The sequence below is a fragment of the Streptococcus mitis subsp. hohhotensis genome (genome assembly GCF_020089495.2).
Taxonomy (GTDB): domain Bacteria; phylum Bacillota; class Bacilli; order Lactobacillales; family Streptococcaceae; genus Streptococcus; species Streptococcus hohhotensis.
Genome location: NZ_JAIRCA020000001.1, coordinates 3,465 through 26,719, shown reverse-complemented (window position 1 = coordinate 26,719; position 23,255 = coordinate 3,465). Strand labels below are relative to the sequence as shown.

Here is a 23,255-nt window from a genome sequence, read left to right as displayed (position 1 = left end):
TCTCCTCCTTTCTAGAACAAGGCTGAGTTTGGATCAACTCGTCTTGCAAGTAAGTTTGATAGGATAACCAGAATCAAGCCAACAACTGATTGGTAGAGACCTGCCGCTGAAGCCATGCCGATATCCGCTGTCTGAGTCAAACCATTATAAACATATACGTCCAAGACGTTGGTTACGTTATAAAGCTGACCAGCATTGTGGGGGATTTGGTAGAAAAGACCGAAGTCTGCACGGAAGATATTTCCGACTGCCAGGATGGTCAATACAGTTACCAATGGTGTCAACTGCGGAATGGTTACATTGCGAATTCGTTGCCATTTGCTGGCTCCGTCTACTGTCGCTGCTTCGTAGTAGGTTGGATCAATTCCCATGATTGTCGCATAGTACATGACACTGCTATATCCAAAACCTTTCCAAATACCTAGGAAAAGTAGGAGATATGGCCAGATACCCAAGTCAGCGTAGAAATTGATTTCCTTCATTCCGATAGATTCTAGGAAATGGTTGAACACCCCTTTATCAATATTTAGGAATGCATCTGTAAAGAAACTGATGATAACCCAAGACAAGAAGTAAGGGAACAACATGGAAGTTTGGAAGATCTTAACCATTCTCTTAGAACGGAGTTCACTGAGGATGATGGCAATCCCTACAGATACAATCAAACCAATAAAGATAAAGCCGAGATTGTAGAGGACAGTATTTCGTGTGATAATAAAGGCGTCTTTTGAACTAAACAAGAATCTGAAATTATCGAGTCCGACCCATTTACTATTCATGATACTATCTATGAAACCATTACTGGTCATGTGGTAATCTTTAAAGGCAACCACGTTCCCAAATACTGGAATGTAGAAGAATAGAATCAACCAGAGTGCCCCTGGCAAAACCATCAAGAGAAAGATCCAGTTATCTCTCAAGGTTTTTGAAAACTTATTCATAATTTCCTCCCTTTTTTATTTTGATACCTATCTAAAAATTCCTTTTTAGACTTTTGATAACGATTACATTATTAGTATACTCCTATTTGAAGGTTAGGTTAAACTACTAATTATAGAAAAAACTCCACAAATTATTTTATGTGGAGTACTTTTTAAGAAAGGGATGTTTCACGAGAAACACTCTGAACAAGGGACACTGTTCTTGTTTTTAAGTTGTATAAATCGTCGAAGCTGTCGCAATAGTATGCCACTGGTTGGCTGTTGTAGCAGCGAAGTCCTTGTCTTCGTAGAAGTCTGTAAATGGTAAGATTTCCACTTCTAGCTCATCAATACGGTCCAGCTGACCTGCCAGATAAGCCTCGATGCGACTTTCTGCTCGCTTGATTCGTTGCAAGAGCCCACCCATACGGATATCAACTGTATCCAAGCCAAAGACCTTATTTTCTTTCAGCCATTGGTGACTAAAGAGGGCATGGAAGTCTTCAATTTGGCTTCTGAGTTCTGGTAATTCTTGTCTTGCGATTTCTTGCAGATTGTCCTTATCATCCGTTTGGTAAACCTGACGAATGCGTCTTCCCACATCAACTTTGCTACTTAAAATAGCATTCAACTGGGCCTGAGTTTCAAAGAGATAAGCATAGTTTCCCGCTTTTTCTTTGATTTTAGCAAGAATCTCGGTTGCCTGAGCGAAGTGCGGTTTATCCTGTTCAGGAGTCATGTGTCGGTCAAGGATCGGACAGAGAACATCCTGATAAAAGACATAGCGGTTGGGATTGATGCCACTGAGATTGCTTGGTAGGTCTGGCAAGAGATTGGCTAGATCAATCTGCATAAAATCTTCAACCGATAGACCTGTATTGGTCTGGAAATGAGCAGACAGTCGGTCTAGGTCATTGCGATAGCTGAGTTCTGCCCAGATTTGCAAACTTGGTAAGATAGAGAACTGGGCAGTTTCACCACCATTGTCTCCCCAACCCGTCACGATGACTTCTTTGATTTCATTGGCACGACAGGCTTTATTGGCTTCAAGAGCGATAAGACGGCTAAAATGGTTGTTGGGTGTGAAACCAATCCACTTCCAAGCCCCGCCTGCAAAGGCGATATCTTGGCTAATCTTGTGATGGTTTCGGAAGTTACGATTGTATTTTTCCTCGCTATCCTGATAATAGTCCCAGTAAACCAAAGTCACTCGGTCTTTAAGGCGGTCTAGGTAGACACGAGTTTCTTCTGGAATTTCCACATCACGGTCGTACTGGCCATCTGCTGACATAAGTTTAAAGAACATATCGCTCCACATCTGGCAGTTGAATCCATATTTGTCTGCAATATCCAGCACGCGCTCCAAGTGTTGGCACATGAGAAGACTACGATCCACAACACCGTTTAAGATAAGATAGCGTCCCAAACCAACCAAGTGGGCTTCGTCCATCCCAATATTGACCTTGCGAGTCTTCAATTTAGACAAAGTTGCAAACATGCCATCAATCAGGTTATAAACCTTTTCTTCTCCAATGAGAAGAATATCCTCTACATCACGGAGTTCCTGCACTTCTTTGACACCCCATTTGACGAAGGCAGACAAGTGGGCCAAGGTCTGGATACAAGGCACAAAGATCATATCAAACTGCTGGGCATAGGTTTCGATTTCCTGCAATTCCTCAGCTGAGTAGGCTCCACGGAAATAGCCAAAGTAAGGCTGCCCTTCAATCTGATAAGTGTCTTCCATGTAGAGCTCAAAGGTTGAGTAGCCCATAAGAGCCAAGACCTCAATCATCTGCTTGGCAGAAGCGACATTCAGCACCGCATTTCGCGAACAGTCTGCCATATAAGCCAAATCTTCATAAGCTGCTTGTTCCTCAATCTCTACTTTGTTACCTTCTACTAGAGCTGCTGCCAACAAGGACAAGGAGCGATAGAGTTGATGAGGTTTACGGTAGGTCAATTGATAATGACCACCCTCACCCTTGATAGAGATAGAAGCTTGGTCAGACTGAGCGACTGCAACTTCCACATCTGGCAGAGAAATGTGATTTTTTAATACTTCAATAGCTTGCGCTTGTTTGTCACTAATTCCTGTAAATCTTACCATTGGTTTTCCTCCTGTAGCCAGTTGACAAGTGCACCGTAAAGATTGGCATCTGCATGATAGGTACAGGCTTGAATGACGGGCGCAATTGTATATTCTTCATATCTTTCCACAAAAGCATCTACTGCTTTTTGAACTCCTTTGATAAATTCTGGGTTCTGACTGATAGAGCCTCCCAGACTGATGATATCTGGATCAATCAGATACTGAATATTGAGCAAGCCTTGCGCCAGATTACGGTTCATGCGCTCAATGGCTTCTTGACAAAGGGCATTCCCAGCTGCAGCCCCTTGGTAAATCTTGCGACCGTCCCAGTCAGTCTGACCAGATTTTTCAATCACGTAGCGCACCATATTTCCAGTTGACGCTAGTTGCGACCAGTTGTTGAGCTTTTCAGCAGGGGCAAGAGTTGTCATGTAGCCAAATTCCCCACCCAGACCGTGGCGACCTCGATGAAGTCTACCATTGATAATCATAGCTCCGCCAATCCCTGTCCCAATCACGACACAAGCTGCATTTTCAAGTTCTGGATGAGCTAGTAATTCACTGAGTCCAACGCAGTTGGCATCATTTTCTAAATGGATAGGTAGCTGATGATGGGCCAGTGCCTCATACCAAGAAAAGCCATGGATGTAGGGCACCGCACTAAAGCCATCAATCACACCTGTCTCTTGATTGACCGCGCCTGGAACGCTCATAGCAATCCCACTGTAATCCTGCTCTGACAAGCGCTGGTCTAGCCAAGCTATTAAATCTTCCAAGTTTTCTGGCGTTGGGATACTTGTCTTATCTAGTATTTTCCCATCAGGAGTCAGACTAGCAAACTTAATCCCAGTCCCTCCGATATCAATCGTTGCAATGGTCATTGTTTTTACCATAAAAAGGGGCGAATCAGCAGTTAGTTCTTACTTTTTCGCCCCTCCTTTCTTTTTATGTTTATTTTTTGAAATTAAATTTCTTCTTTTTTAATCAATTCTGTACGAATTTCTTGTGGAGCCAATAGTCCTGAATGAACTGGATATGGTCGCTCAAGTAAGTCAAGAATGGTTTGTTGGTATTCTGATATGCGCACATTTTCTTGACTCATATTGTAGTAACGGAGGACATAGCCTTCTTCATTTTCAGCTACCTTAAAGGCTGTCGGACAGATTTGTGGTAAGCTGAGTGCCGCATGACTCAAGAGGCTACCAGTCGCAGCAACGCTTCCTTCTTGTTTAGCAAGCTGAAGGCTGGTAAACGGTGTCTGCAAGGCTTTAGCACGACGATAGGCTGAGAAGCGTTCTTGGGCTTGGTGGCATTCAAGTGCAAACTCGACTTCAAACTCACGCAAACACTGTGCTTCTGGTGTTGGGAAGTAACCCCAGTCTCCCAGCTCACCTGATGCACGCAAAATAGTCACTGCAATGGTGTCGTCTCCAAGGATTTCGTATTCATTCAATCCCTTGTTGGATACAGTCACACCTTTTTCATCGTCATACAGACTGACAAAGGCTTGTTGGTGTTGAGGATTTTCAGGATTTTCCCATGAAGCAGCTGGTTTGTTTGGTCGTGTCACCACCTCATAGATGCTTTCTGAATCATTGCTTGGACGCGTGTTGTGAGTCTTAACCAAAAGACGGATACGGTGATCTTTGGCAGTGTTAGTAAAGCGAGTCTTGCAACGGATTTGTGGATTATCAACGAAGACAATCATCTCAGTTTCCAGAGGAATGCTTGTCAATTCTTCTGAACGTCCAGCCTCACGCTTCATAAACTCGATGATGCCTTTTTGCTCTTCTTCTAGTTTTTCATCCGCACTGACAGGCACAGTCAATTCATGTTTGAGCAAAATTTTAGCATAGCGAGCTGTGTTTTCCAAGACCTCGTAGCCTTTCAGCTCTGCGAAGATAGGCTCTGTTCCTTTTGGTTGGAAATAGATGTACTCGTTTCCGATGTCCCCACGATTCTCAAAACGGATAAAATCTTCATAGGCTTCGTGAGTTGTCTTATCATAAACTGTGATGTTATCATCCACACTCACCGTTACAAATGGCGTATCAATCACTCCGTTTTGGTAAATGCCCTCACGGTGTTCTTGTTCTCCTTCCAGCAATTGGAAAGTTGTCCAAGAAAGCGGTGCTAGATGAACAGGGATAGTCACGCGCACTTGGCGAGCGATACGAGCTTGGCGGAACTTGTCTTTTGGTAAATCATACTCAAAATTAGCTCCAAGGTCTTCGATTTTAGCCTCTACAGGACGACCATCCAAGTCCTCTACACGGTAGCTTGGCAAGGTCAAAGCAGCCATCTTCTTGTAGCCTTCTGTTGGGTGCAATTCCTTGAAATCACAAGTCGCCACATCAATCACTGTGCTGACAGTATCAACCTTATCATGCAGGCCTGTGTTAATAACCGTAAAGAGATAGTCGCTCTGAGCTTCGTGAGTTGCAATTTTGCCCTTCCACTCGTTAAGAAGATTGCCCTTAACAAAGTTTCCGACTTGGTTTACCTTAGCAAAACGCGTTTCCATCTCACGATGAACTTCGTCCACGCTACAGCCACAGATACTATCATGTGGCGCATTCTGCAAAAGTGTTTTCCAAGCATAGATCAACTGATCCTTGTGGTTGTGGCCCTCAGTGATAATTGTCAAGGGTTCTACAACTTGCTCTAGGAGGTTGCTATTTTCTTGGAAGGCTTGTTTTAGGTAAATACGGGATGAAGAAGTGTTGGCAAGTGTGTACCAGCCATCTGTTTCCTGACTGGTCAACTCACCTGTAACCGTTGATAACTGCTCTGGAAGCGCACCTTCCACAGCTTGAACATATTCATCAAAAGAACTATGAACAAAGGTTACATCTGGGAAGAGTTCATTTGCCACACGAATGGCTTCGCTCAGATTTTTCTGTACAGGCTGGTGATCACATCCGTTCATCATCAACCATTGGTTGGTCGAAGCGTAGGCACGCACATCTGACAATTTTTGTTTCCAGAAGGTCAAGGCCTCATCTTTATCAACTGGAATTTCATTCCCGTTACTGTACCAGTTGGCAAAGAGAATACCTAAAACACGACTACCATCCGCACCCTGCCAGTACATTTCTGAAAACTGGGATGTAAACTGCTCATCTTCGAGGACTTGGTTATCAAATCCAATCGGCTTCACACCACGACCAAAGGCCGCCACGTGAATACCTGATTTTTGAAGGATTTGAGGCGCTTGCCCCATATTTCCAAAGGTATCTGGGAAGTAACCAATCTGGGTTGATTTGCCCCATTTTGCAGCTTCTGCTTGGCCAATCAAGGTATTGCGGACGTTAGCTTCACTTGAAATCAAGTAGTCATCCTGCAAGATGTAAAAAGGACCAATCTTGAGTTTTCCTTCGTCGATATAACGCTGAATTTTGTCGCGATTTTCAGGGCGAATTTCCAAGTAGTCATCAAGGACAATGGTTTGTCCATCTAAATGGAAACTCTTAAACTCAGGGTCATTTTCAAAAAGATCAAAGAGATTGTCAAACAATTCCACCAACTGCATACGGTGGCTTTCAAAAGGCAAGTACCACTCACGGTCCCAGTGACTATGAGAAATAATATGTACAACAACATTTTCCATGAAGTAAAACCTCATTCTAACTTAAATTTAAAAATATATTTGTGATCCTTAACAAGAGTCTATCGAGCTAAAACTCATTATCGGATATCCAAGTAATCCAAGACCAACTCACAGAACATCATGTTGGCCCAAGAGAACCATTCACGAGAGTAGAGGGTCGGATCATCTACGTGGAAGCTTTCGTGCATGACACCTGTACCACCATCGCAAGCAACCAGCTGATCTAGCAAGAATTTTTTCTCAGCTTTATCTGTAGCTGTCAATCCTTGGATAGACAGAGCAATGGGCCAAATATAGCGATAGAAGGTATGAGAACTTCCGAGACCGCTAGCGTATTCTCCTTGGTAGAAATATGGATTTTCAGGGCTCAGAATGGTACGACGAGTTGCTTGATACACTTCGTCTTCAATGTCGCAATAGCCCAGATAAGGCGCAGCCAGTAAACTTGGTACGTTTGGATCATCCATGATGCTAGCATTTCCCAAGCCATCCACTTCAAAGGCGTAAATCTTTTCACCCTTACTATTGGTGGTGTAAGCGTAGTTTTCGATTCCTTCTTGGATTTCAGACTGGAGACGCTTAGCATCAGCAATAATACTCTCGCTATCAGCTAGGTCTAATTTTGCAAAGATTTCTTGCACGTAACCCAAGACTACTACTGCAAACATATTGGACGGAATCAAGTAACTATACTGACAGCAGTCATCGCTCGGACGAAAAGCTGACCAAGTCATACCTGTCACTGCAAAATCAGGTCCAAAGCCATCATTTACCAAAGTGTCTTCCTTACGATCGGTATCACGAACAAAACGATAAGGAGAGTTCTTGTGGTCCTGTTCTACCGTCCAAAGATGGAGAATCTTCTTAGTCGCTGCAACAAAAGTTTCATCAAACTGACTAGTCTCGCCAGTCTCTTTCCAAAGGAGATAAGCCAACTGCAAAGTATAGCAAAGAGAGTCCACTTCGTACTTGCGTTCCCAAATCCATCCATTAAGGTCTGTATGGTCAGTCTCGTGGTGCCCCTTCCAGTTTTCCTCGATGTTGAAGGAATTGGCATAAGGATCCTTGAGTACCAAGGTCATCTGACGTTTGACCAAACCTGAGATGGTCTGACGCAAGAGGGCATCCCTTTTAGCCACATGCAGGTAAGGTCTGAGTTGGGCTGTCGAATCTCGAAGCCACATAGCAGGAATATCCCCAGTCAAGACAAAAGTCGAACCATCTTCTAGGATTTCAACCGTATTGTCCAAGGTATCTGTATAGCAATGTTCAAAGACATCCACCCACTCTGGATGGTCCTTAGCCTGCTCTGCTACTTCATCCAGCCATTCTCTAACAATTTCTTTTGAATAAATCATCGTGCAGTATCCTCTTTCAAACAAGTTTCATTTTCAGTATATAGCTTTTGAGACAGAAAATACATACACAAATGATAGTCATTTTTCTACATAATAAAAGAATTATTATTTTAGGTTTCCTTAGGGCTTCCTGACCCTTATATCACGCGCTTTTTAACAAAAAATACTAACATTACTTTTTACTACTTGCTCCCCCAAAGTACGCAAAAAGGGGAGCAAAAAAGCCCCACAAAAGGGCTAAGATTTAACGAGTTCAGCAGGCAAGAAACTAGCACGGTCAAACGTGCTTTTTTTATTGCTGGTTGCTGATAGGTATATTATACCATGAAGCGCGTGGTTTATAAGATTGTGACCTCACAAAAGTCCCTAGATTCGTTTCTAAGGGCTTGTAGTTTGTCCGTGGTGTTTTTTGTCCAGTACGAAACAAAGCAAAATAGGGGGCGAATATGAAGCCTCAGCCTACATTTGCCTACTTATATGCTTCTAACTCTTGTAGTAAGGTTAAATCTAACCCATCAAAGTCAACATCTATTTCAAAATCTATGTCTATATCCATGTTTAAATCTATGTCTATATCCTCTAATTGGATATTCTCCAGATCAATCAAAAAATCTTCAATCATGTCATTCCCCCTCACTTAAATCTCAACATTTCTCAACAAAACACCACAAACGCCTACCTATACACTTCTAGCTCTCCGTTCTGGTGGATTCTCGCAAAGTTTAAGACGGCTATCTGTTTGTATCGGTGATAACTAGTGGAGCTAGTACCTGCCATTTCTACGCATTCGCTCATTGTTTTCTTTCTCATATAGCAATAATGGATAATAAAGTATTTTCTGGCTCGGTCGTTCTCTATCTTATTGATATCGTTGGCGAATATTTCCAACCCCTCACGGATTGCTTTTTCATGCTCACCGCTCAAATTCCACTGATCAGGTAAGACAAGTTCCCAAGCCTCTTCATCTATCGTAACTTGGTTTTCACTCCCTGCCATCCTCTGGAATCTCAGAAAGTAAGTCATCCGCTCTCTTACGTTCATCATCGTTTTAAACTTATCCAGCTCCATTAGTTCGCTCCTTCATGATATAATATTATTGAGATTATAGCTGAGGTGGGGCGCCTTGGCTTTTTTTTCGTTTTCTCTATGTTCGCTCTAGCTTCAAATGACTTCCCGTGAGAAAAAATGTACAATGACGGTGTGAAGCTCATAGAAGCGCGTGGGGAGGGAGATAGCCCCCGTATCTCCTTATGGTTTGATAAGCAATTAAGGGATGTTTTTATTTCTCTTCTTTCCTTGTCATTCTGCAAGCAATTAAGGCAAGTTATTTCTTTGCTTATCTGCTTATCGTTTTATAAGCAACAAATCCAAAATAACAGACTTTTAAACTGCTCTTATCTCCTTATCATTTGGTAGGAAAATAAGGGGAGTTATTTTAGTTCTTATTTCCCTGTCATTTTGTAAGGAGAAAATCCAAATTAAGGAAGCTAATAAGTCTCCTTATCTCCTTACAGTTTTTCAGGGAGTAGAATCAAAATAAGCGATGTTATTTCCTGTCTTATTTCCTTACCGTTTGACAAGGAGAAAAACGAAAATAAGGGGCTTTTAAATTCATCTTAACTTCCTATCGTTTTGTAAGCAATTAAGAAGGCTTATTGTCGTCCTTATCTGCTTGTCATTCTGCAAGGAGTAAATCCGAAATAAGAGGGGTAAAAACTCCGCTTATCTGCTTGTCGTTTCTCAGGGAGTTAAGGAGGGTTATTATTGCTCTTATCTGCTTGATAAATGATAGGGGAATATAGCCACTTTCTCGGCGTTCGCTCGGAGTTCAACACACATAACCCTGCCATTTGTCAGGCATATTTACTGCTACTACCTAACCAAAACCTCACCTTTTCTAACCCTCGGTAAACCTCTCTACCTTGTGGTAACCTTGGGGCTTTTAAATACGCAACCTTGACAAAACCTTTACATTTTTTGCTCTTACCTCACCAAAACCTTACCGTTCTATGGTTCTAAAAAAGTAGCTATACCTTAGGGTAATCTTAGGGTTCTATCACTAGAAAAAAAGCCCTGTACCTTGCTAAAACCTTGCTATTTTGAAGTATGTGACCTTGTACTAACCTTGTACTTTTTATATGCAACCTCACCCTTTTTTTGGAACGCTTACCGCATCCTTTTTTGGAACGCTCTACTTACTTAAATCCTTGATATATCTAGCTTTTTTAACATTCAAACCGTCTAATATGTAGTATTTGTTCGTTTTGTAAATTGCACACTACTTCATATTGTCTCACAATCTCGAACCATTCAGCCAAAATCTATCCCCTTTTTCAATATACTTCAAAAACTTCTTATAGTGCTTATGATACCTGTCACGTTTCATATACGTGGGTCTTTCGGGGAAACCATCAAACATATATCCACCACGTCTAGGACTCCACCCTGGTTCTACCTTTCTGGCTTCTTTTAGTGCAAGCTCCCAGTAGTATTGGCAATCCGTTTTACTACGGTTCAGGGTGCTCTTGTGGATATCTAGACAAGTACCGCAACTAAAATATAAATATCGTTTATAAAGCAACCTGCACCGTCTCCCACAATCAGGGCAAAGAAAGAAATATCGATTACCTCCCTTAGTTCCTGCTATTCTGTCTAATTCAAATGACTCTCCACCAAAATCAATCATTAAACTATCCAAATCAATCTCTAAACGTTGACCGTCCAACTCGGCTATACCCTTAGTTATTCCTCTCAGCTTCATTGGTTTAGTGATTGTTTCTATTGCTAACTGCTTCATTATTTCCCCCTATATGGAAAAACCCAAATCGATTGGGTTAGTAGTAATGAAATCACAAAAAGAGGCAAAGCCCCTTTGCTACTATTCTTCACTGAGCAAGCCACTTACTACCACATCACAGACAAACTGAGCTTGTTTTTCTTCGGGCAGTTGCAAAGCTTCAAGTAAAGACTCCAGAACTTGCTTGTCAGTTCCTGCAATCAACTTCTTAATGATATTCTGGAACTGTCCTTCCAAATACTCGCAAAAATGTATCCGCTGTGCTTGTGTTGGCTGCACTGGTACTGGTGAACTATCTGTAATCAGCAAGAAGCAGGCTTCCGCGATTTGGGCGAATAACTTTGCACGCGCTTCAGGGTGTCTGTATAACTCATAAGCATTTATGCTGGTGTCTTCCGTCCGGAGTTTCTCACCTAGTTCAATCAGTTTAGGCGTATCTTCAAGACATACTGGTGTTGCATCCGCCATAAAATCATCACGTTTGCGATTGAGTTCCTCCAGTTCCTGATCTGCCTGTTCAAAGTATGTTTGTTCTGTCATGGGGTTCCTCTCTTTCTCCGGCTAAAAATTGCGCTTCATCCTCTTATCTTTAATGTCTGTAATAATAAATACGTGCCCCTCTGATCGTTTCCCAATGCGACTGACTAGCTTATCATTATAAATTCTGGCCAGCTCTTTTCCGTTGTGATTGGTGTTGATGATAGTTGTGTCTCGCTTATCAAAAATCTTGAAAAGAAAGGCCTGTACCCAATTATTAGCTTCATTTTTTTGGCTGTTCATAACGCTTTCTGTTCCTAAATCATCAATAAAGAGATAGTCAACCTCGGTCAGCAACTTCAAGGCGTCATACTCTGTAAAATCACTCTGTCTATATTGCCAACCTGACTGAATGCGCGTGATAATCTCAGTAATACTGACAAAAAGCACACTCTTAGGCTCATTCCTAGACTTATAACCCTCGTTAATGGCTTTGGCCATAGAATAGCATAAATGACTTTTGCCAGTACCTGGATTGCCCATAATTAGCGTGTTCCCTGTCATACCGTTTAGGTACTCCTTAGCTTGTTTGATAGCAAACTCCTTGGCCTCGTGTTCCTCTTTTGTCTCGGCTTTGAAAGTGCTAAAAGAGGCCTCTCTCAGCTCATTTGACACCGTACTTTCACGCGCTAGCACATCATAGGTTGAAGAGTCCAGATCATGGCCTAGGGCTTTTTCTATGCCCTCTAGCTCCGTCTGTTTGATGTTCTCCCTAGTACATTCCATGCAGTAGGGTGATGTATAACCATCTGGCTTTTTGAATTGTACTAGGTTAATCTGATGGGTTGGGCAAAGCTCATCAGTGACCTTTATTTTTTCATTGAGCTGGTCTGTATTCAGTAATTCCATTGTTTCTCCTCTCCGTCAGTAGATAAACGGATCTTGAATATCATCGTCAGACTGACCTTGTTTCTTTTGCTGAAACAGTCTCTGTTCATCTTCGACTTGTACCATGGTTCTAATACCATTCTGTCTCCAGTTCTTGAGTATTGAATTGATATAGCTAAAAGATCGCTTGCCGTTATCTGCAGCCTTGTCTATAGCAATCTTGATAACCTCTAGCTCCATACCGTCAAGAGTGAGATAGTCAGTCAGTATTTGATATTGTTGCCCATCCATAACCCCTATACGCTTTTGGTAATAGTTAGAGATTTCAGCAGTAGGAGCAGAAGAAGTTTTTTTCTCTATCTCTTCTTCTAACTCTATCTCTATCTCTTTCTCTATCTCTATCTCTATCTCTGTCTTACATGTAGTTAACAATGTAAGATTGTCAGATGACATTGTAAGATTTTCCTTTTGTTCTCGTTGCTGTTTCCGATATTCTCGCATGTATGCTGCTTGGTTGGTTTCCTGCTGTACCAAGGCTTTTGCCTGCGGTAGTTCTGCGTTTTTATCTTCATCAACTTGTATTAGACCACATTTAGTAAAGTATGCCATGGTCATATCTATATCATCTTCCGATACGTCTAATTTTAGGGCTAACTCTTCCTTAAGATTGTCAAAGTAACCCTCATAGTATAAAATACAGTCACTTTCTAAGCTCTCTAGCATGAGCCTAATATAAATCACCGTCATAGTGTACCCACCAGGTACCGTTTTTAGTCTCTTGATAAAAATATTATCAAAAAATTTCTTATCAATTTTTAGCCAAAAATATATTTTAGTTTTTGCCATTCTCCACCCCCATAAACTTCCAGATGTCCGTAACTTTGTAATAGATTTTCCTAGTATCTTCAAGCGGTGGCTGGTATCTCCTTAACCCTGCTTTTTCCCACTTTTGGAGTGTCATATATTTTATATCTAACTCGTCCATGACTTCCTGGGCTGATATTAAACCTGTCAGTCGTGGTTTGACTGTATCACGCGCTTCCAGGTATCTTTCCACTACCTCCAGAATGCCATGCGCTAGGTCTTGCTCACTTTCTCGGCTTAGGCTAAACATATCCGCCCACCTCCTTCAAGGTTTCTTTGTAGCTCTCTAAATCAGCATTTAAAAGGACAGTTAGGCGTTTCTGTTCTTCCTGTACTTGGTTATAGAATGCTTTTGCTCCGTCCAGTAACTCCTCTTTGTTAGCTGGGATAAAATATCCTCTAAATGTCCCATGGCGAACCCCAACAATAGGAACGCTATGGCGCGTGATTAGACGGCTGATAATATCTTGCACGGTTCTTTCTGCCAGCTTAGTGATCAGGCTGATTTCTGCCCCTGTTATGGAGTGCTCAGCCCCTACCTTGATTAGTCTTAATACTCGTTTGTCATTCTCTGATAGACTCATTCAGTGCCTCCTCTCCTTTGCTTTTATTCAAAAAGGTTATTTGTCCGCTCGCTACCCCTCGCAAAATATCTTTTTGAGTTTCTATGATGGTATCAAGGGTTTTCAAAATAGCTGTCTTAGTCTCTAAATCCAACGTTTGTTTTGTCAACAAGCCCATAGTTACAGCTAACTTTGTTGCATTGTCCATACACGTAGCTAGAAAAATATCTTTTGTAAAATAAGGTTCATCTGGTATTTTTTCACTATCAAGGTATATCTTCACTGTGTAACTCATTTCATCCCTCCGTAAACTCTTCCCCCTGCAAGCTGGATATATCGCCCATAATCAGGGTTTAAATCCTCGCTAGGTGTTTCTATCGTCTGTTGGTTTTCTCGCTCAAATTGGGCGCTTTTTTTGCGGTCTAGGTGGTTTAAATAAAGCAGCAGTCCAACCAGTACCACGCTAACAAAAAACGCCTGTGTGTTGCTTAAATCTAGTTCATTCATCTTATACCCTCGCCTTATAGTTCTTGATAAATTCCGCTTGTTTAGGTTGTTCTATATTCAGCAAGTCGTCTTCGGCTTGTGCCATTTCTTTAATATCTTTAGTCATGGTATGCCTCCAGCTCTTTAGCGTTGTCATTGTTCAAAAGCAAAAAGGCTATTTCATTTAGACGATCGTATAGCTTTTCATTCTGGGCGTATGCTGTATCAGTGTATTTTTTAGCAAGCCATAAGAACATGGTTGTATCTTTCTGTAGTGCAAACTCAAGCCCTTCAAGAGCTAGGTTATTCATTTCTAAAACATTCATGATGTCGGTTAATTCGTTCCCTAATTCTGCTAGTTTCTTAGCCGATAATAGAACTTGTTGGCTTGATGTTGCTTTTTTTGTTGTCATGTTTTTTACCTCTTTTTCTATCTTTTTATACTTGCCACGATGGCTTTTTAATACTTTTTTTCTTGCCTACAGCCTCACGCTCAGAAGTTTGCCGACCGAGAGCGTGGGGATTTTTGAGTTGTTTCTTATACAGGATATCCTCACGCTCAGACTCGCCAAATTGAAAGCGTGAGAAAGTACCAGTTTAAAGAGTTAGCGCTCTCCGTATGGTCAAATTGCCCTAGATATGCTATAATCTAGGTATAAATCTTTACTAAAACCTCTTTGATAATAGCTTGCCTGCTTTTTGTTAAATTCGTTTTAGTGTTAGTGTTAAAGGCTTTGCGGTGTGGTTATTGCTAAGCCTTTTTTGTTGCAATCACGCGCTTCTTTGGCGTGTTTTTTTATTTCTGAATGCCATTGCTTTGATTTCCTGATAACTCATATTCAAGCCAATCATGGCTATTACCATATCCTCAAAGGCTTGATATTGCTCCAGCTCGTCACTGGTCAAGCTATCGATGCCATTATAGCCCCCACGTTCTTTCCTTAACTGCTTAGCGTTCATGTCAGTTACTGCTTTCAGTAGCAAGTTGTTCATGGTGCTATGCGCGTGCTTGGGTTTTGCTTCCCATGTCTCAATGCTGTCATGCAAGGTTTTCCTTTTTGGCTTTTCTAGCGCTCTCTGCATACGAAACTTAGAAAGTTCCTCACGCATTTCAAAGAATGCTTTGACTAGGTTCATTTTGAATTTACGCACTGGTGCAGTATTCTTTAGATAAGTGATCAGCAAGGTTGCTTGTTGCTCATTCAAGCGATAGATTTTCATTGGTCTCCCTCGCCCGTCTAATTTACGCATTTCAAATGCGATAATTCCGTAGCTTTCAAAATCAGCTTTATGCTTTCTTAAAAGTTCTTGTACTGTGTGATGGGTAACTTCAGCACATTCAGCGATGATTTCGCTAGTGGTATACGGCTCTTTCTTGCCGTCCATGTAAACAATGTTCATGGTGTCCCTCCTAATCTTCAACGGTAAGTAGTTCGTCAATGGTAACGCCTAGATACTCGGCTACCTTTTGCAAGGTTTCAATATCTGGGCGCTTTGTGCGTTCATAGTATAGTGATATGAGTGCGCTTTTTGATATGCCTGTTGCCTTGTGAACGTCACTAACTTTTTTACGTTGTTTTGCTAATATGACACGAAAATTATTGTTCATATCGTCAACCCCTCTCGTTATTATTCTATGCAATAATTATCGCATAGAATAATAATAACCAATAAAAAATAAATTGTCAACAAAAAAATTATTCTTTGCGATAATTTTTTATTGTGTATTTCAGAAGATAATTGTAAAATGTATCTAAGGAGGGATGGTTGTGATAAAAAATAATTTAGCAAATATCTTGAAGACAAAAGAAAAAACAGCTGCATGGCTATCAGTTAAAACTGGAATAACTCCAGCAGCCTTGTCTAAAATTGTTAATAACAGCAGTACAAAAATAGATTACATAACATTAAATAAAATTTGTTTGGCGCTAAAAATAGAACCAAAGGATTTTTTTGACTTTTTACCCTATGATTACGAAGTAGAAAGTATATACGATAATAAAGATATAAAAGTTTCTCTAAAATCATTTGAATTAGATGAAAAGCCTAACAGTTCTCAAATAGAGAGTTTGGATTTTTATCAGCATCAAGCAGATAATATAGATATTGAAGTTAGTTGTGATTTTGGGTTAGAAGTTAATTTTATGAATACCCCAATGGGAGATAATTTTAGTATCTGGTATATTTCAGCTTACTTTTATGATTTGGATTATAATTCATTTACTGTTAGCATAGATATTGATGATGATAGTATAGGCTTTCTAAAAAAATACATTGCACCATATGATAAGGGCGAATTATTTAAAATAATTAAGCGTGAAATAATTTCAAAAATTCAATCCAATTATTTCGATTGGTTCGAAAATCAATATGGAAAAGTTAGTAAAGAAGAATATGGATTTTTAAAATCATTAAATTGGTGGATTGGTGAAGGTACTCAGGATTACAAAGTGAATGATGAAGATATTCAAATAATGATTGATATTGAAAAGAAAGACTAACCCACGCGCCACAATGTTCAACAATCCTGAAGCGCGTGCTTTCTCGGAGTTCGCTCGTGCTTCAACCCAACATAAGCCCCATATCTACTAATTTTGTTGATGTCAACAAATGTCAACCACTTTCAATATTTTAGAAAGGATCTCATGAACGAATTACAATTCTTAATCTATACCGCTGATAACGATAGCGAGACAGCTAGTGTCATCATCAAAGGCGAAACTATCTGGGCTAGTCAGAAAGAAATGGCTAGACTTTTCGATGTCGGTGTTCCTGCAATTAGTAAACACCTAAAAAATATCTTTGAAGAGGGCGAATTAGAAGAAAAGGTGGTTGTTTCCAAAATGGAAATAACCACAAAACACGGTGCAATTGCTGATAAAACCCAAACTAAGGATGTCAGCTACTACAACCTTGACGCCATCATTTCAGTTGGTTACCGTGTCAATTCCCAAAAAGCTACGAGATTTAGACAGTGGGCTACTTCAGTACTTCGTGAGTACATGATAAAAGGGTTCGCCATGGATGACAACCGTCTGAAACAAGGCGAAAACTTGCTGGAAAAAGACTATTTCCGTGAGCTCTTGGAGCGCGTGCGTTCTATCCGAGCTAGTGAGCGTCGTATATGGTTGCAGATTACAGATATTTTTGCAGAAATCTCTATTGACTATGATCCACAAAGTACGTTGACTAAGCAATTCTATGCTGATGTACAGAATAAGTTTCATTATGCAATCACTGGCCAAACTGCTGCGGAAATTATCTACACGAAAGCAGACCATACAAAAGACAACATGGGGCTTACAACATGGAAAAACTCCCCTAACGGTCGCATACTGCAAGCAGATACCCAAATAGCAAAGAATTACCTTTCAGAAACAGAAATCCGTTCCCTTGAAAGAGGAATATCTAGCTATTTTGATTACCTGGAAAGACAGATAGAACAGCGAAAAGCTCAGACAATGCAACAACTAGCCCAAAGTATTGACCGCTTTTTGACTTTCCAAGAATACGATATTTTAGAAGGTCATGGGAAAATCACTTCCAAGGTTGCGAAAGATAAAGCAAAAGCAGAGTACCAGCTCTTCAACAAAACTCAAAAGATAAACTCGGACTTTGAAAAAACTTTAAAACAGCTAACTGACGATTAAAAACTTTAAATATAGGCCTGTTTACTATAAACAAGCCCATATTAGCCCCATATCCGCCTTGTTTCCAACTCTGGTATTATTTACCGTCTGACTATTTAAAATCGAATACAGGGCAATCTGTGAAGCCCTAGCATGATATAAACCACAATCTAAAACCTTTTTAATAATAGCTTGCCTGCTGATGTATTTTAGAAAGGTTTATCATCATGAAAATAACTGAAGTTATAAAAAAAGACGGTAGTAAAGTCTATCGTGCTAATGTATATCTAGGAGTTGACCAGGTAACAGGAAAGAAAGTTAAAACTAAGGTAACAGGTCGGACACATAAAGAGGTAAAGCAAAAGGCCACTCAAGAAAAAATTGCTTTTCAAAAAGCAGGATCTACCAGACAAAAGGCTAGCACCATAAAAAACTATCAAGAATTAACCAGTCTCTGGTGGGAAAGCTATAAGAATACAGTTAAGCCAAACACTCAAGGAAACGTTAGAACGCTAATAGATAATCACATATTGCCTACTTTTGGGGAGTATAAGCTCGATAAGCTCACTACTCCACTTATTCAGTCAATTATCAATAAACTTGCTGATAAGGCTAATAGAGGGGAAGAGGGCGCTTTTCTACACTATGATATGATACACGCTTTAAACAAACGTATCTTACAGTATGGCGTAACCATGCAAGCTATACCGTCCAATCCTGCGCGTGATGTGGTTTTACCTCGTAACACTCAGAAAGCAAAGCGACAAAAGCTAAAGCACTTTGATAATCGAGAGTTAAAAAAGTTTCTTGTTTATCTTGATAATTTAGATAGTTGTAAATATCGTTATTACTATGACCTAACACTCTATAAGTTCCTACTGGCCACTGGTTGCCGTATCAATGAAGCTTTAGCCCTTTCCTGGTCTGATATTGACTTAGATAATGCCGTTGTGCATATTACCAAAACACTAAATCGGTATTTAGAAATTAACAGCCCAAAGTCAAAGTCTAGTTATCGGGATATAGATATAGATCAAGAGACTGTTAGCATGCTGAAGCAGTACAAACTACGCCAAACTAAAGAGGCTTGGAAGATAGGACAACGTGAAAGTGTAGTATTTTCTGACTTCATTCATGAATATACTAGCATTGTAAAACTTAAAAAAAGATTACTAACACATTTTAAACGCGCTGATGTTCCGAATATAGGTTTTCATGGTTTCCGTCATACTCACGCTAGTTTACTGCTTAACTCAGGAATACCTTACAAGGAACTCCAGCACCGCCTAGGTCATTCAACTTTATCAATGACCATGGATACATATAGCCACCTCTCAAAAGAGAACGCAAAAAAAGCAGTCTCATTCTACGAAACTGCACTAAAAGCACTATAGGGGGAGCAAAAAGGGGAGCAAATTCAAAAATTAACAATTCAAGACAAAGCAAAAAGCCAATAGCAACAGGGTTTTTGTTAGATTTATTTTGAAAAAGGTTCATTTTTCTACAAAATAGTTATCTTTGAAACTCCTTTTCTAAAGGCTATCTTTTTCTGATATAATGTAGGAAAACAGCTAAAGGAAAGACTATGAAACCACTACTTGAAACCATTGATACCCGCTTTGGAACTGCCAGCAAGCATGCCTTTTCTCGGGGAAATACCCTGCCGTATACAGGCGTACCTTTTGGGATGAATTACTTTGTACCCCAGACCAGTGACCAGGAGGGAGCTTGGTTTTTCGATCCGCATCTGCCTATATTTCAGGGGATTCGATTAACCCACCAGCCCAGTCCTTGGATTGGGGACTACTCTTGGATCCTTCTGACACCTGTCACAGGTCAACTAGGTGGAGACAGCCTCTTCCATCGTCAGTCTTCCTATGATATGGATAAGGCCTCTTTCCAACCTCATTATCTGAAGATTTTCTCCCTGCGCTATCAGATTGAAATCCAGCTCACACCGACTTGCTATGGTGCTTCTATTCGTTTGGAGCAAAAGCAAGGCAAAGCACTCTCCCTCTATCTTCACGCAGCAGATGAACTGACCGTGGAGCAAGTAGATAAGCGAACTCTTGCCCTGCGACAAGAAGGTAAAACTGAAACCAACAAAAATCCACTAACGATGTTCACTGCCCTGCAAATGAATACGGATATTCTTGCTATCAGCCAAGAAGGCGAAGACTGGCGAATTGACCTAGAAGATAGTCATGCCAAAATTCAGCTAGCGACTTCTTTCATCTCTCACTCTCAGGCTCTGCTTAATCTACCTAAAGAAGATTTTGATAACTGTAAATCAAGTGCCCAAGCGGATTGGGAAAATCTCCTCCATCGTTTTGACGTTATCGAGACAGGAGAGGCTGACCGAACCTTCTTTGACCACTGCCTTTACAGACTCTTCCTCTTCCCACAGACTTTTTATGAGGTTAATGAATCAGGGCAAGCCATCCACATGGATCTGGCGACTGGTACTGTCAAGCCCGGTGTCCTCTTCAGCAACAATGGTTTCTGGGATACCTTCCGCACCACCTTCCCCCTCTTTGCCCTTATCATACCAGAACACTATCGTCGCTTTTTAGAAGGTTTCCTCAATAGCTACCGCGATACTGGATTTCTTCCAAAATGGCTGGCTCCAGATGAACGGGGTATGATGCCAGGTACACTTTTAGACGGTATTATCGCAGATAGCGCCTGCAAGGACATGGCCCCCGACCTAGAAGAAGAACTCCTCCAAGCCATGCTTGAAACAGCCAGCAAGGCCGACCCTCTCGGCATCAATGGTCGTCACGGACTAGCCCAATACCAAGAACTAGGCTACCTCTCTACTGAGCACCACGAAAGCGTCAGCCACACCCTAGACTATGCCTATAGCGACTTTTGTATCGCTAGCTGTGCTGAAAAACTAGGGAAAATAGAAATCGCTGAAACCTACAAGGCCGCATCACAAAATTACCGCTATCTATTTGATGCTGAGACAGGTTACATGCGAGCGCGTGATGGTCAAGGCAACTTCCGTCCTGATTTCTCTCCTTATAGTTGGGGACGCGACTATGCCGAATGCTCTGCCATCCAAGCTACTTTAGGTGTCCTCCATGACATACCAGGCTTGATCCAGCTTATGGGTGGAAAAGAAGCCTTCAGCAACTACCTTTTGAAGACCTGTCAAGATGCTCCCCTCTTTGAGACAACAGGCTATGGTTACGAAATTCACGAAATGAGCGAAATGGCTACTGCGCCTTTTGGGCAACTCGCCATTTCTAACCAACCTAGTTTCCACATTCCTTATCTCTTCCGCTACAGCAACTACCCTGACTATACTGCCCTTCTCATCAAGACTCTCCGTCAGAAAGCCTTTCACCCAAGTTGGGAAGCTTATCCTGGCGATGAGGATAACGGCAGTCTCTCGACCTGGTACATCTGGTCAGCTCTCGGATTTTATCCGACCTGTCCAGGAAAACCAAGCTATGACCTCGGAATCCCTCTCTTTGATCACCTTCGAGTTTATCTGGCTAAAGAAGATAAATGGTTGGATATCCATACTAAACAAAACCATAGCCATTTTAACTTTGTAAAAGAATGTCGACTAGATAATACCTCTATAACTAGCATTCAACATCAAGATCTCTTAAAAGCTGAACAGCTAACCTTCACCCTTAGCTGGTTACCAAGTCAGCCGTCCACTTCCTGAAATGCAAAAATCTCCTAGCAGGCTTTCCTGCTAGGAGATTTTCTTGTGAGAGGTACTTGTTTAAGCTTTGAAAATCGGATTTATCATCTGATGTTTATCAAACAATCTACCAATTAAGCTTCTTCGTCTTCTTTACGACGACGGCCTGCAAGACCAAGACCAAGTAATGCACTTGCGGCAGCTGCTACCATAGCTACAGTAGAATCTGCTGTACCTGTATTTGGTAATTCTTTAGCTCCTTTACGCGCATTTGCTTGTGCTGATGCTGCTTGAGTAGTAGCTGTATCTACAGCTGGTGTTTGAGCAGCTTGGTCGTTAGCTGGAGTTGCATGATCAGTTGATGAAGCAACTTTCGCCATAAAGCCTTCGATACGTTTAACCATTGCATCCACTTCTGCTTGACTTGCGTCTGCATTGGCAAATACTTTCTTAGCATCTGCTGATAATGCATTCGCTTCTTTTGCAGTTTCTGCATCAAGCTTAGCTGATTCTTTAATGATTAATTCATCTAATTGACGAATAGCACCTTCTAACTTCGCTTTATCCACTTTTGCATCAGTGTTAGTAGCTCCGTTATTGCCAGAAGCTCCGTTACCGTTACCACTGTTATTGCCGCCACCATTTGATGGTACATATGGACGTTGTTTGAAGATATCTTTAGCTGCGATTGTGTAAACTTTACCATCTTTAGTAATTACAGTTGCATTTCCTGCTTTGTCGAAGACAACTTCTACTACATCAGCATTTGCTCCTTTAATCTTAGCTTTTGCAGCTTCTTTTTCTGCATCTGTTAAGTTATTGAAGTCTGCTACTGTTTCTTTTTCGAAGTCAACGTTGATGTTTTCACCATTGTTCTTAGCTGCAACATCTTTAGCATCTTTAACTAATTGAGCTGCTGGAATGGTTGCTGTCTTACCTTCTGGGGTTGTAACTGTTGCGTTTCCTTTATCGTCTACTACTACAGTTGATCCTGGGTTGACTGCTTTAATTGATTCTTTAACTTTTTCAATTTCATCAGCTGTTAATTTAGCTTTATCTCCAACTAACACTCTAGTTGCTGGTGTGTTCACACCATTTTGTTGAGTTGGATCAGTTAATTTATCTTCTGGAATTACTAAGTCAAGTTCTGGGATTACTAATACTGTTCCATCACCTTTAGTAACGATTACATCACCTTTATCATTTACTACTACAGTTGATCCTGGGTTTACATCCTCTACTGCTTTCTTAACTTTTGCTTTTTCTTCATCTGTTAACTTAGCTGGATCTTTTACTACTGTCTTAGTTGCTGGTGTGTTTGCTCCATTTCCTGCATTTGCTTTACCTGCGTCTGCTGCTGACTTAGTTACATCTGCTGCTGGAATGGTTGCTGTTTTACCTTCTGGAGTTGTAACTGTTACGTTTCCTTTATCGTCTACTACAACTTTAGATCCTGGATTTACAGCTTTAACTTTGTCTTCGATTGCTTTCTTCTCAGCGTCTGTTAAGTTAGCTGGATCTTTAACTTCTACCTTAGCTGCTGGTGTGTTTACTGCATTTGCTTTACCTGCATCTGCTGCTGACTTAGTTACGTCTGCTGCTGGAATGGTTGCTGTCTTACCTTCTGAGGTTGTGACTGTTGCGTTTCCTTTATCGTCTACTACAACTTTAGATCCTGGGTTTACTGCCTCAATTGCTTCCTTAACTTTTGCTTTTTCTTCATCTGTTAATTTGGCTGGATCTTTAACTTCTACCTTAGCTGCTGGTGTGTTTACTGCATTTCCTGCATTTGCTTTAGCTGCGTCTTCTGGTGATTTAGTTAAGTCTGTTGATGGAATTACTACTACATCACCTTCTGGGGTTGTGACTGTTGCATTTCCTTTATCGTCTACTACAACTTTAGATCCTGA

23 protein-coding genes are annotated in these 23,255 nt (G+C 41.0%); 4 read left to right on the top strand and 19 right to left on the bottom strand.

Annotated features, from left to right (window positions below; genetic code table 11):
• Window positions 1-11: 11 nt before the first annotated feature.
• From K4Z77_RS00130 to K4Z77_RS00045, 18 genes are all read right to left on the bottom strand, one after another.
• Entirely contained in the window at window positions 12-941 is a 930-nt protein-coding gene (locus K4Z77_RS00130; protein ID WP_001032150.1) for an ABC transporter permease, read from the bottom strand.
• Between the two features lie 208 nt (window positions 942-1,149).
• Window positions 1,150-3,030, bottom strand: a complete 1,881-nt coding sequence (locus K4Z77_RS00125) for a beta-N-acetylhexosaminidase (protein WP_224218101.1) — start codon at window positions 3,028-3,030, stop codon at window positions 1,150-1,152.
• Window positions 3,024-3,893 carry an ROK family protein gene (locus K4Z77_RS00120; protein WP_224218100.1) on the bottom strand — a complete coding sequence of 290 codons (870 nt, stop codon included), beginning with the start codon at window positions 3,891-3,893 and terminating at the stop codon, window positions 3,024-3,026. The genes K4Z77_RS00125 and K4Z77_RS00120 overlap by 7 nt, the downstream gene beginning before the upstream one ends.
• An 83-nt stretch (window positions 3,894-3,976) precedes the next feature.
• On the bottom strand, window positions 3,977-6,622 hold the full coding sequence (locus K4Z77_RS00115) for an alpha-mannosidase (protein WP_224218099.1): 2,646 nt from the start codon (window positions 6,620-6,622) through the stop codon (window positions 3,977-3,979).
• Between the two features lie 77 nt (window positions 6,623-6,699).
• Window positions 6,700-7,980: a glycoside hydrolase family 125 protein gene (locus tag K4Z77_RS00110; RefSeq protein WP_224218098.1), complete on the bottom strand. Its 1,281-nt coding sequence runs from the start codon at window positions 7,978-7,980 to the stop codon at window positions 6,700-6,702.
• A 469-nt stretch (window positions 7,981-8,449) separates the two neighbouring features.
• Window positions 8,450-8,602, bottom strand: coding sequence for a hypothetical protein (locus K4Z77_RS00105; RefSeq protein WP_224218097.1), 153 nt, complete (start codon window positions 8,600-8,602; stop codon window positions 8,450-8,452).
• A 53-nt stretch (window positions 8,603-8,655) separates the two neighbouring features.
• Window positions 8,656-9,048: an ArpU family phage packaging/lysis transcriptional regulator gene (locus tag K4Z77_RS00100; RefSeq protein WP_224218096.1), complete on the bottom strand. Its 393-nt coding sequence runs from the start codon at window positions 9,046-9,048 to the stop codon at window positions 8,656-8,658.
• 1,225 nt (window positions 9,049-10,273) lie between these two features.
• Window positions 10,274-10,777 (bottom strand): hypothetical protein, encoded by a 504-nt coding sequence (locus K4Z77_RS00095; RefSeq protein ID WP_224218095.1) that lies wholly within the window; start codon window positions 10,775-10,777, stop codon window positions 10,274-10,276.
• 81 nt (window positions 10,778-10,858) lie between these two features.
• On the bottom strand, window positions 10,859-11,317 hold the full coding sequence (locus K4Z77_RS00090) for a hypothetical protein (RefSeq protein WP_224218094.1): 459 nt from the start codon (window positions 11,315-11,317) through the stop codon (window positions 10,859-10,861).
• Between the two features lie 21 nt (window positions 11,318-11,338).
• Window positions 11,339-12,163, bottom strand: a complete 825-nt coding sequence (locus K4Z77_RS00085; protein ID WP_224218093.1) for an ATP-binding protein — start codon at window positions 12,161-12,163, stop codon at window positions 11,339-11,341.
• Window positions 12,164-12,178: 15 nt separating this feature from the next.
• Entirely contained in the window at window positions 12,179-12,988 is an 810-nt protein-coding gene (locus K4Z77_RS00080) for a DnaD domain protein (protein ID WP_224218092.1), read from the bottom strand.
• Window positions 12,975-13,256 carry a hypothetical protein gene (locus K4Z77_RS00075; protein ID WP_000492138.1) on the bottom strand — a complete coding sequence of 94 codons (282 nt, stop codon included), beginning with the start codon at window positions 13,254-13,256 and terminating at the stop codon, window positions 12,975-12,977. Before K4Z77_RS00075 ends, K4Z77_RS00080 begins: the two co-directional genes overlap by 14 nt.
• A complete protein-coding gene (locus tag K4Z77_RS00070; RefSeq protein ID WP_224218091.1) occupies window positions 13,249-13,590 on the bottom strand; it encodes a DNA-binding protein in 342 nt (113 codons plus the stop codon). Before K4Z77_RS00070 ends, K4Z77_RS00075 begins: the two co-directional genes overlap by 8 nt.
• On the bottom strand, window positions 13,571-13,864 hold the full coding sequence (locus K4Z77_RS00065; protein WP_224218090.1) for a hypothetical protein: 294 nt from the start codon (window positions 13,862-13,864) through the stop codon (window positions 13,571-13,573). The genes K4Z77_RS00070 and K4Z77_RS00065 overlap by 20 nt, the downstream gene beginning before the upstream one ends.
• Complete coding sequence (locus K4Z77_RS00060; RefSeq protein ID WP_224218089.1) at window positions 13,861-14,076, bottom strand: hypothetical protein; 216 nt, start codon at window positions 14,074-14,076, stop codon at window positions 13,861-13,863. The genes K4Z77_RS00065 and K4Z77_RS00060 overlap by 4 nt, the downstream gene beginning before the upstream one ends.
• 98 nt (window positions 14,077-14,174) lie before the next feature.
• Entirely contained in the window at window positions 14,175-14,468 is a 294-nt protein-coding gene (locus tag K4Z77_RS00055; protein WP_224218088.1) for a hypothetical protein, read from the bottom strand.
• 358 nt (window positions 14,469-14,826) lie between these two features.
• The gene (locus K4Z77_RS00050; RefSeq protein ID WP_224218087.1) at window positions 14,827-15,456 is read right to left on the bottom strand and encodes a Rha family transcriptional regulator; all 630 of its coding nucleotides are present in this window, start codon (window positions 15,454-15,456) and stop codon (window positions 14,827-14,829) included.
• A 10-nt stretch (window positions 15,457-15,466) separates the two neighbouring features.
• Window positions 15,467-15,664: a helix-turn-helix domain-containing protein gene (locus K4Z77_RS00045; protein WP_084889433.1), complete on the bottom strand. Its 198-nt coding sequence runs from the start codon at window positions 15,662-15,664 to the stop codon at window positions 15,467-15,469.
• 160 nt (window positions 15,665-15,824) lie between these two features.
• On the opposite strand from K4Z77_RS00045, the gene K4Z77_RS00040 reads away from it, so the two are divergent.
• The 4 genes from K4Z77_RS00040 to K4Z77_RS00025 all read left to right on the top strand — a co-directional run bounded on the left by K4Z77_RS00040 (window position 15,825) and on the right by K4Z77_RS00025 (window position 21,366).
• On the top strand, window positions 15,825-16,556 hold the full coding sequence (locus K4Z77_RS00040; protein WP_007284901.1) for a helix-turn-helix domain-containing protein: 732 nt from the start codon (window positions 15,825-15,827) through the stop codon (window positions 16,554-16,556).
• Between the two features lie 144 nt (window positions 16,557-16,700).
• A complete protein-coding gene (locus K4Z77_RS00035; protein WP_224218086.1) occupies window positions 16,701-17,705 on the top strand; it encodes a virulence RhuM family protein in 1,005 nt (334 codons plus the stop codon).
• Window positions 17,706-17,911: 206 nt separating this feature from the next.
• Complete coding sequence (locus K4Z77_RS00030) at window positions 17,912-19,078, top strand: site-specific integrase (RefSeq protein WP_224218085.1); 1,167 nt, start codon at window positions 17,912-17,914, stop codon at window positions 19,076-19,078.
• Window positions 19,079-19,269: 191 nt separating this feature from the next.
• Window positions 19,270-21,366, top strand: coding sequence for a GH92 family glycosyl hydrolase (locus tag K4Z77_RS00025; protein ID WP_224218084.1), 2,097 nt, complete (start codon window positions 19,270-19,272; stop codon window positions 21,364-21,366).
• A gap of 113 nt (window positions 21,367-21,479) precedes the next feature.
• Here K4Z77_RS00025 and K4Z77_RS00020 read toward each other — a convergent pair.
• The coding region (locus K4Z77_RS00020; protein WP_224218083.1) for a MiiA motif-containing surface protein at window positions 21,480-23,255 on the bottom strand (1,776 nt) is incomplete at its 5' end.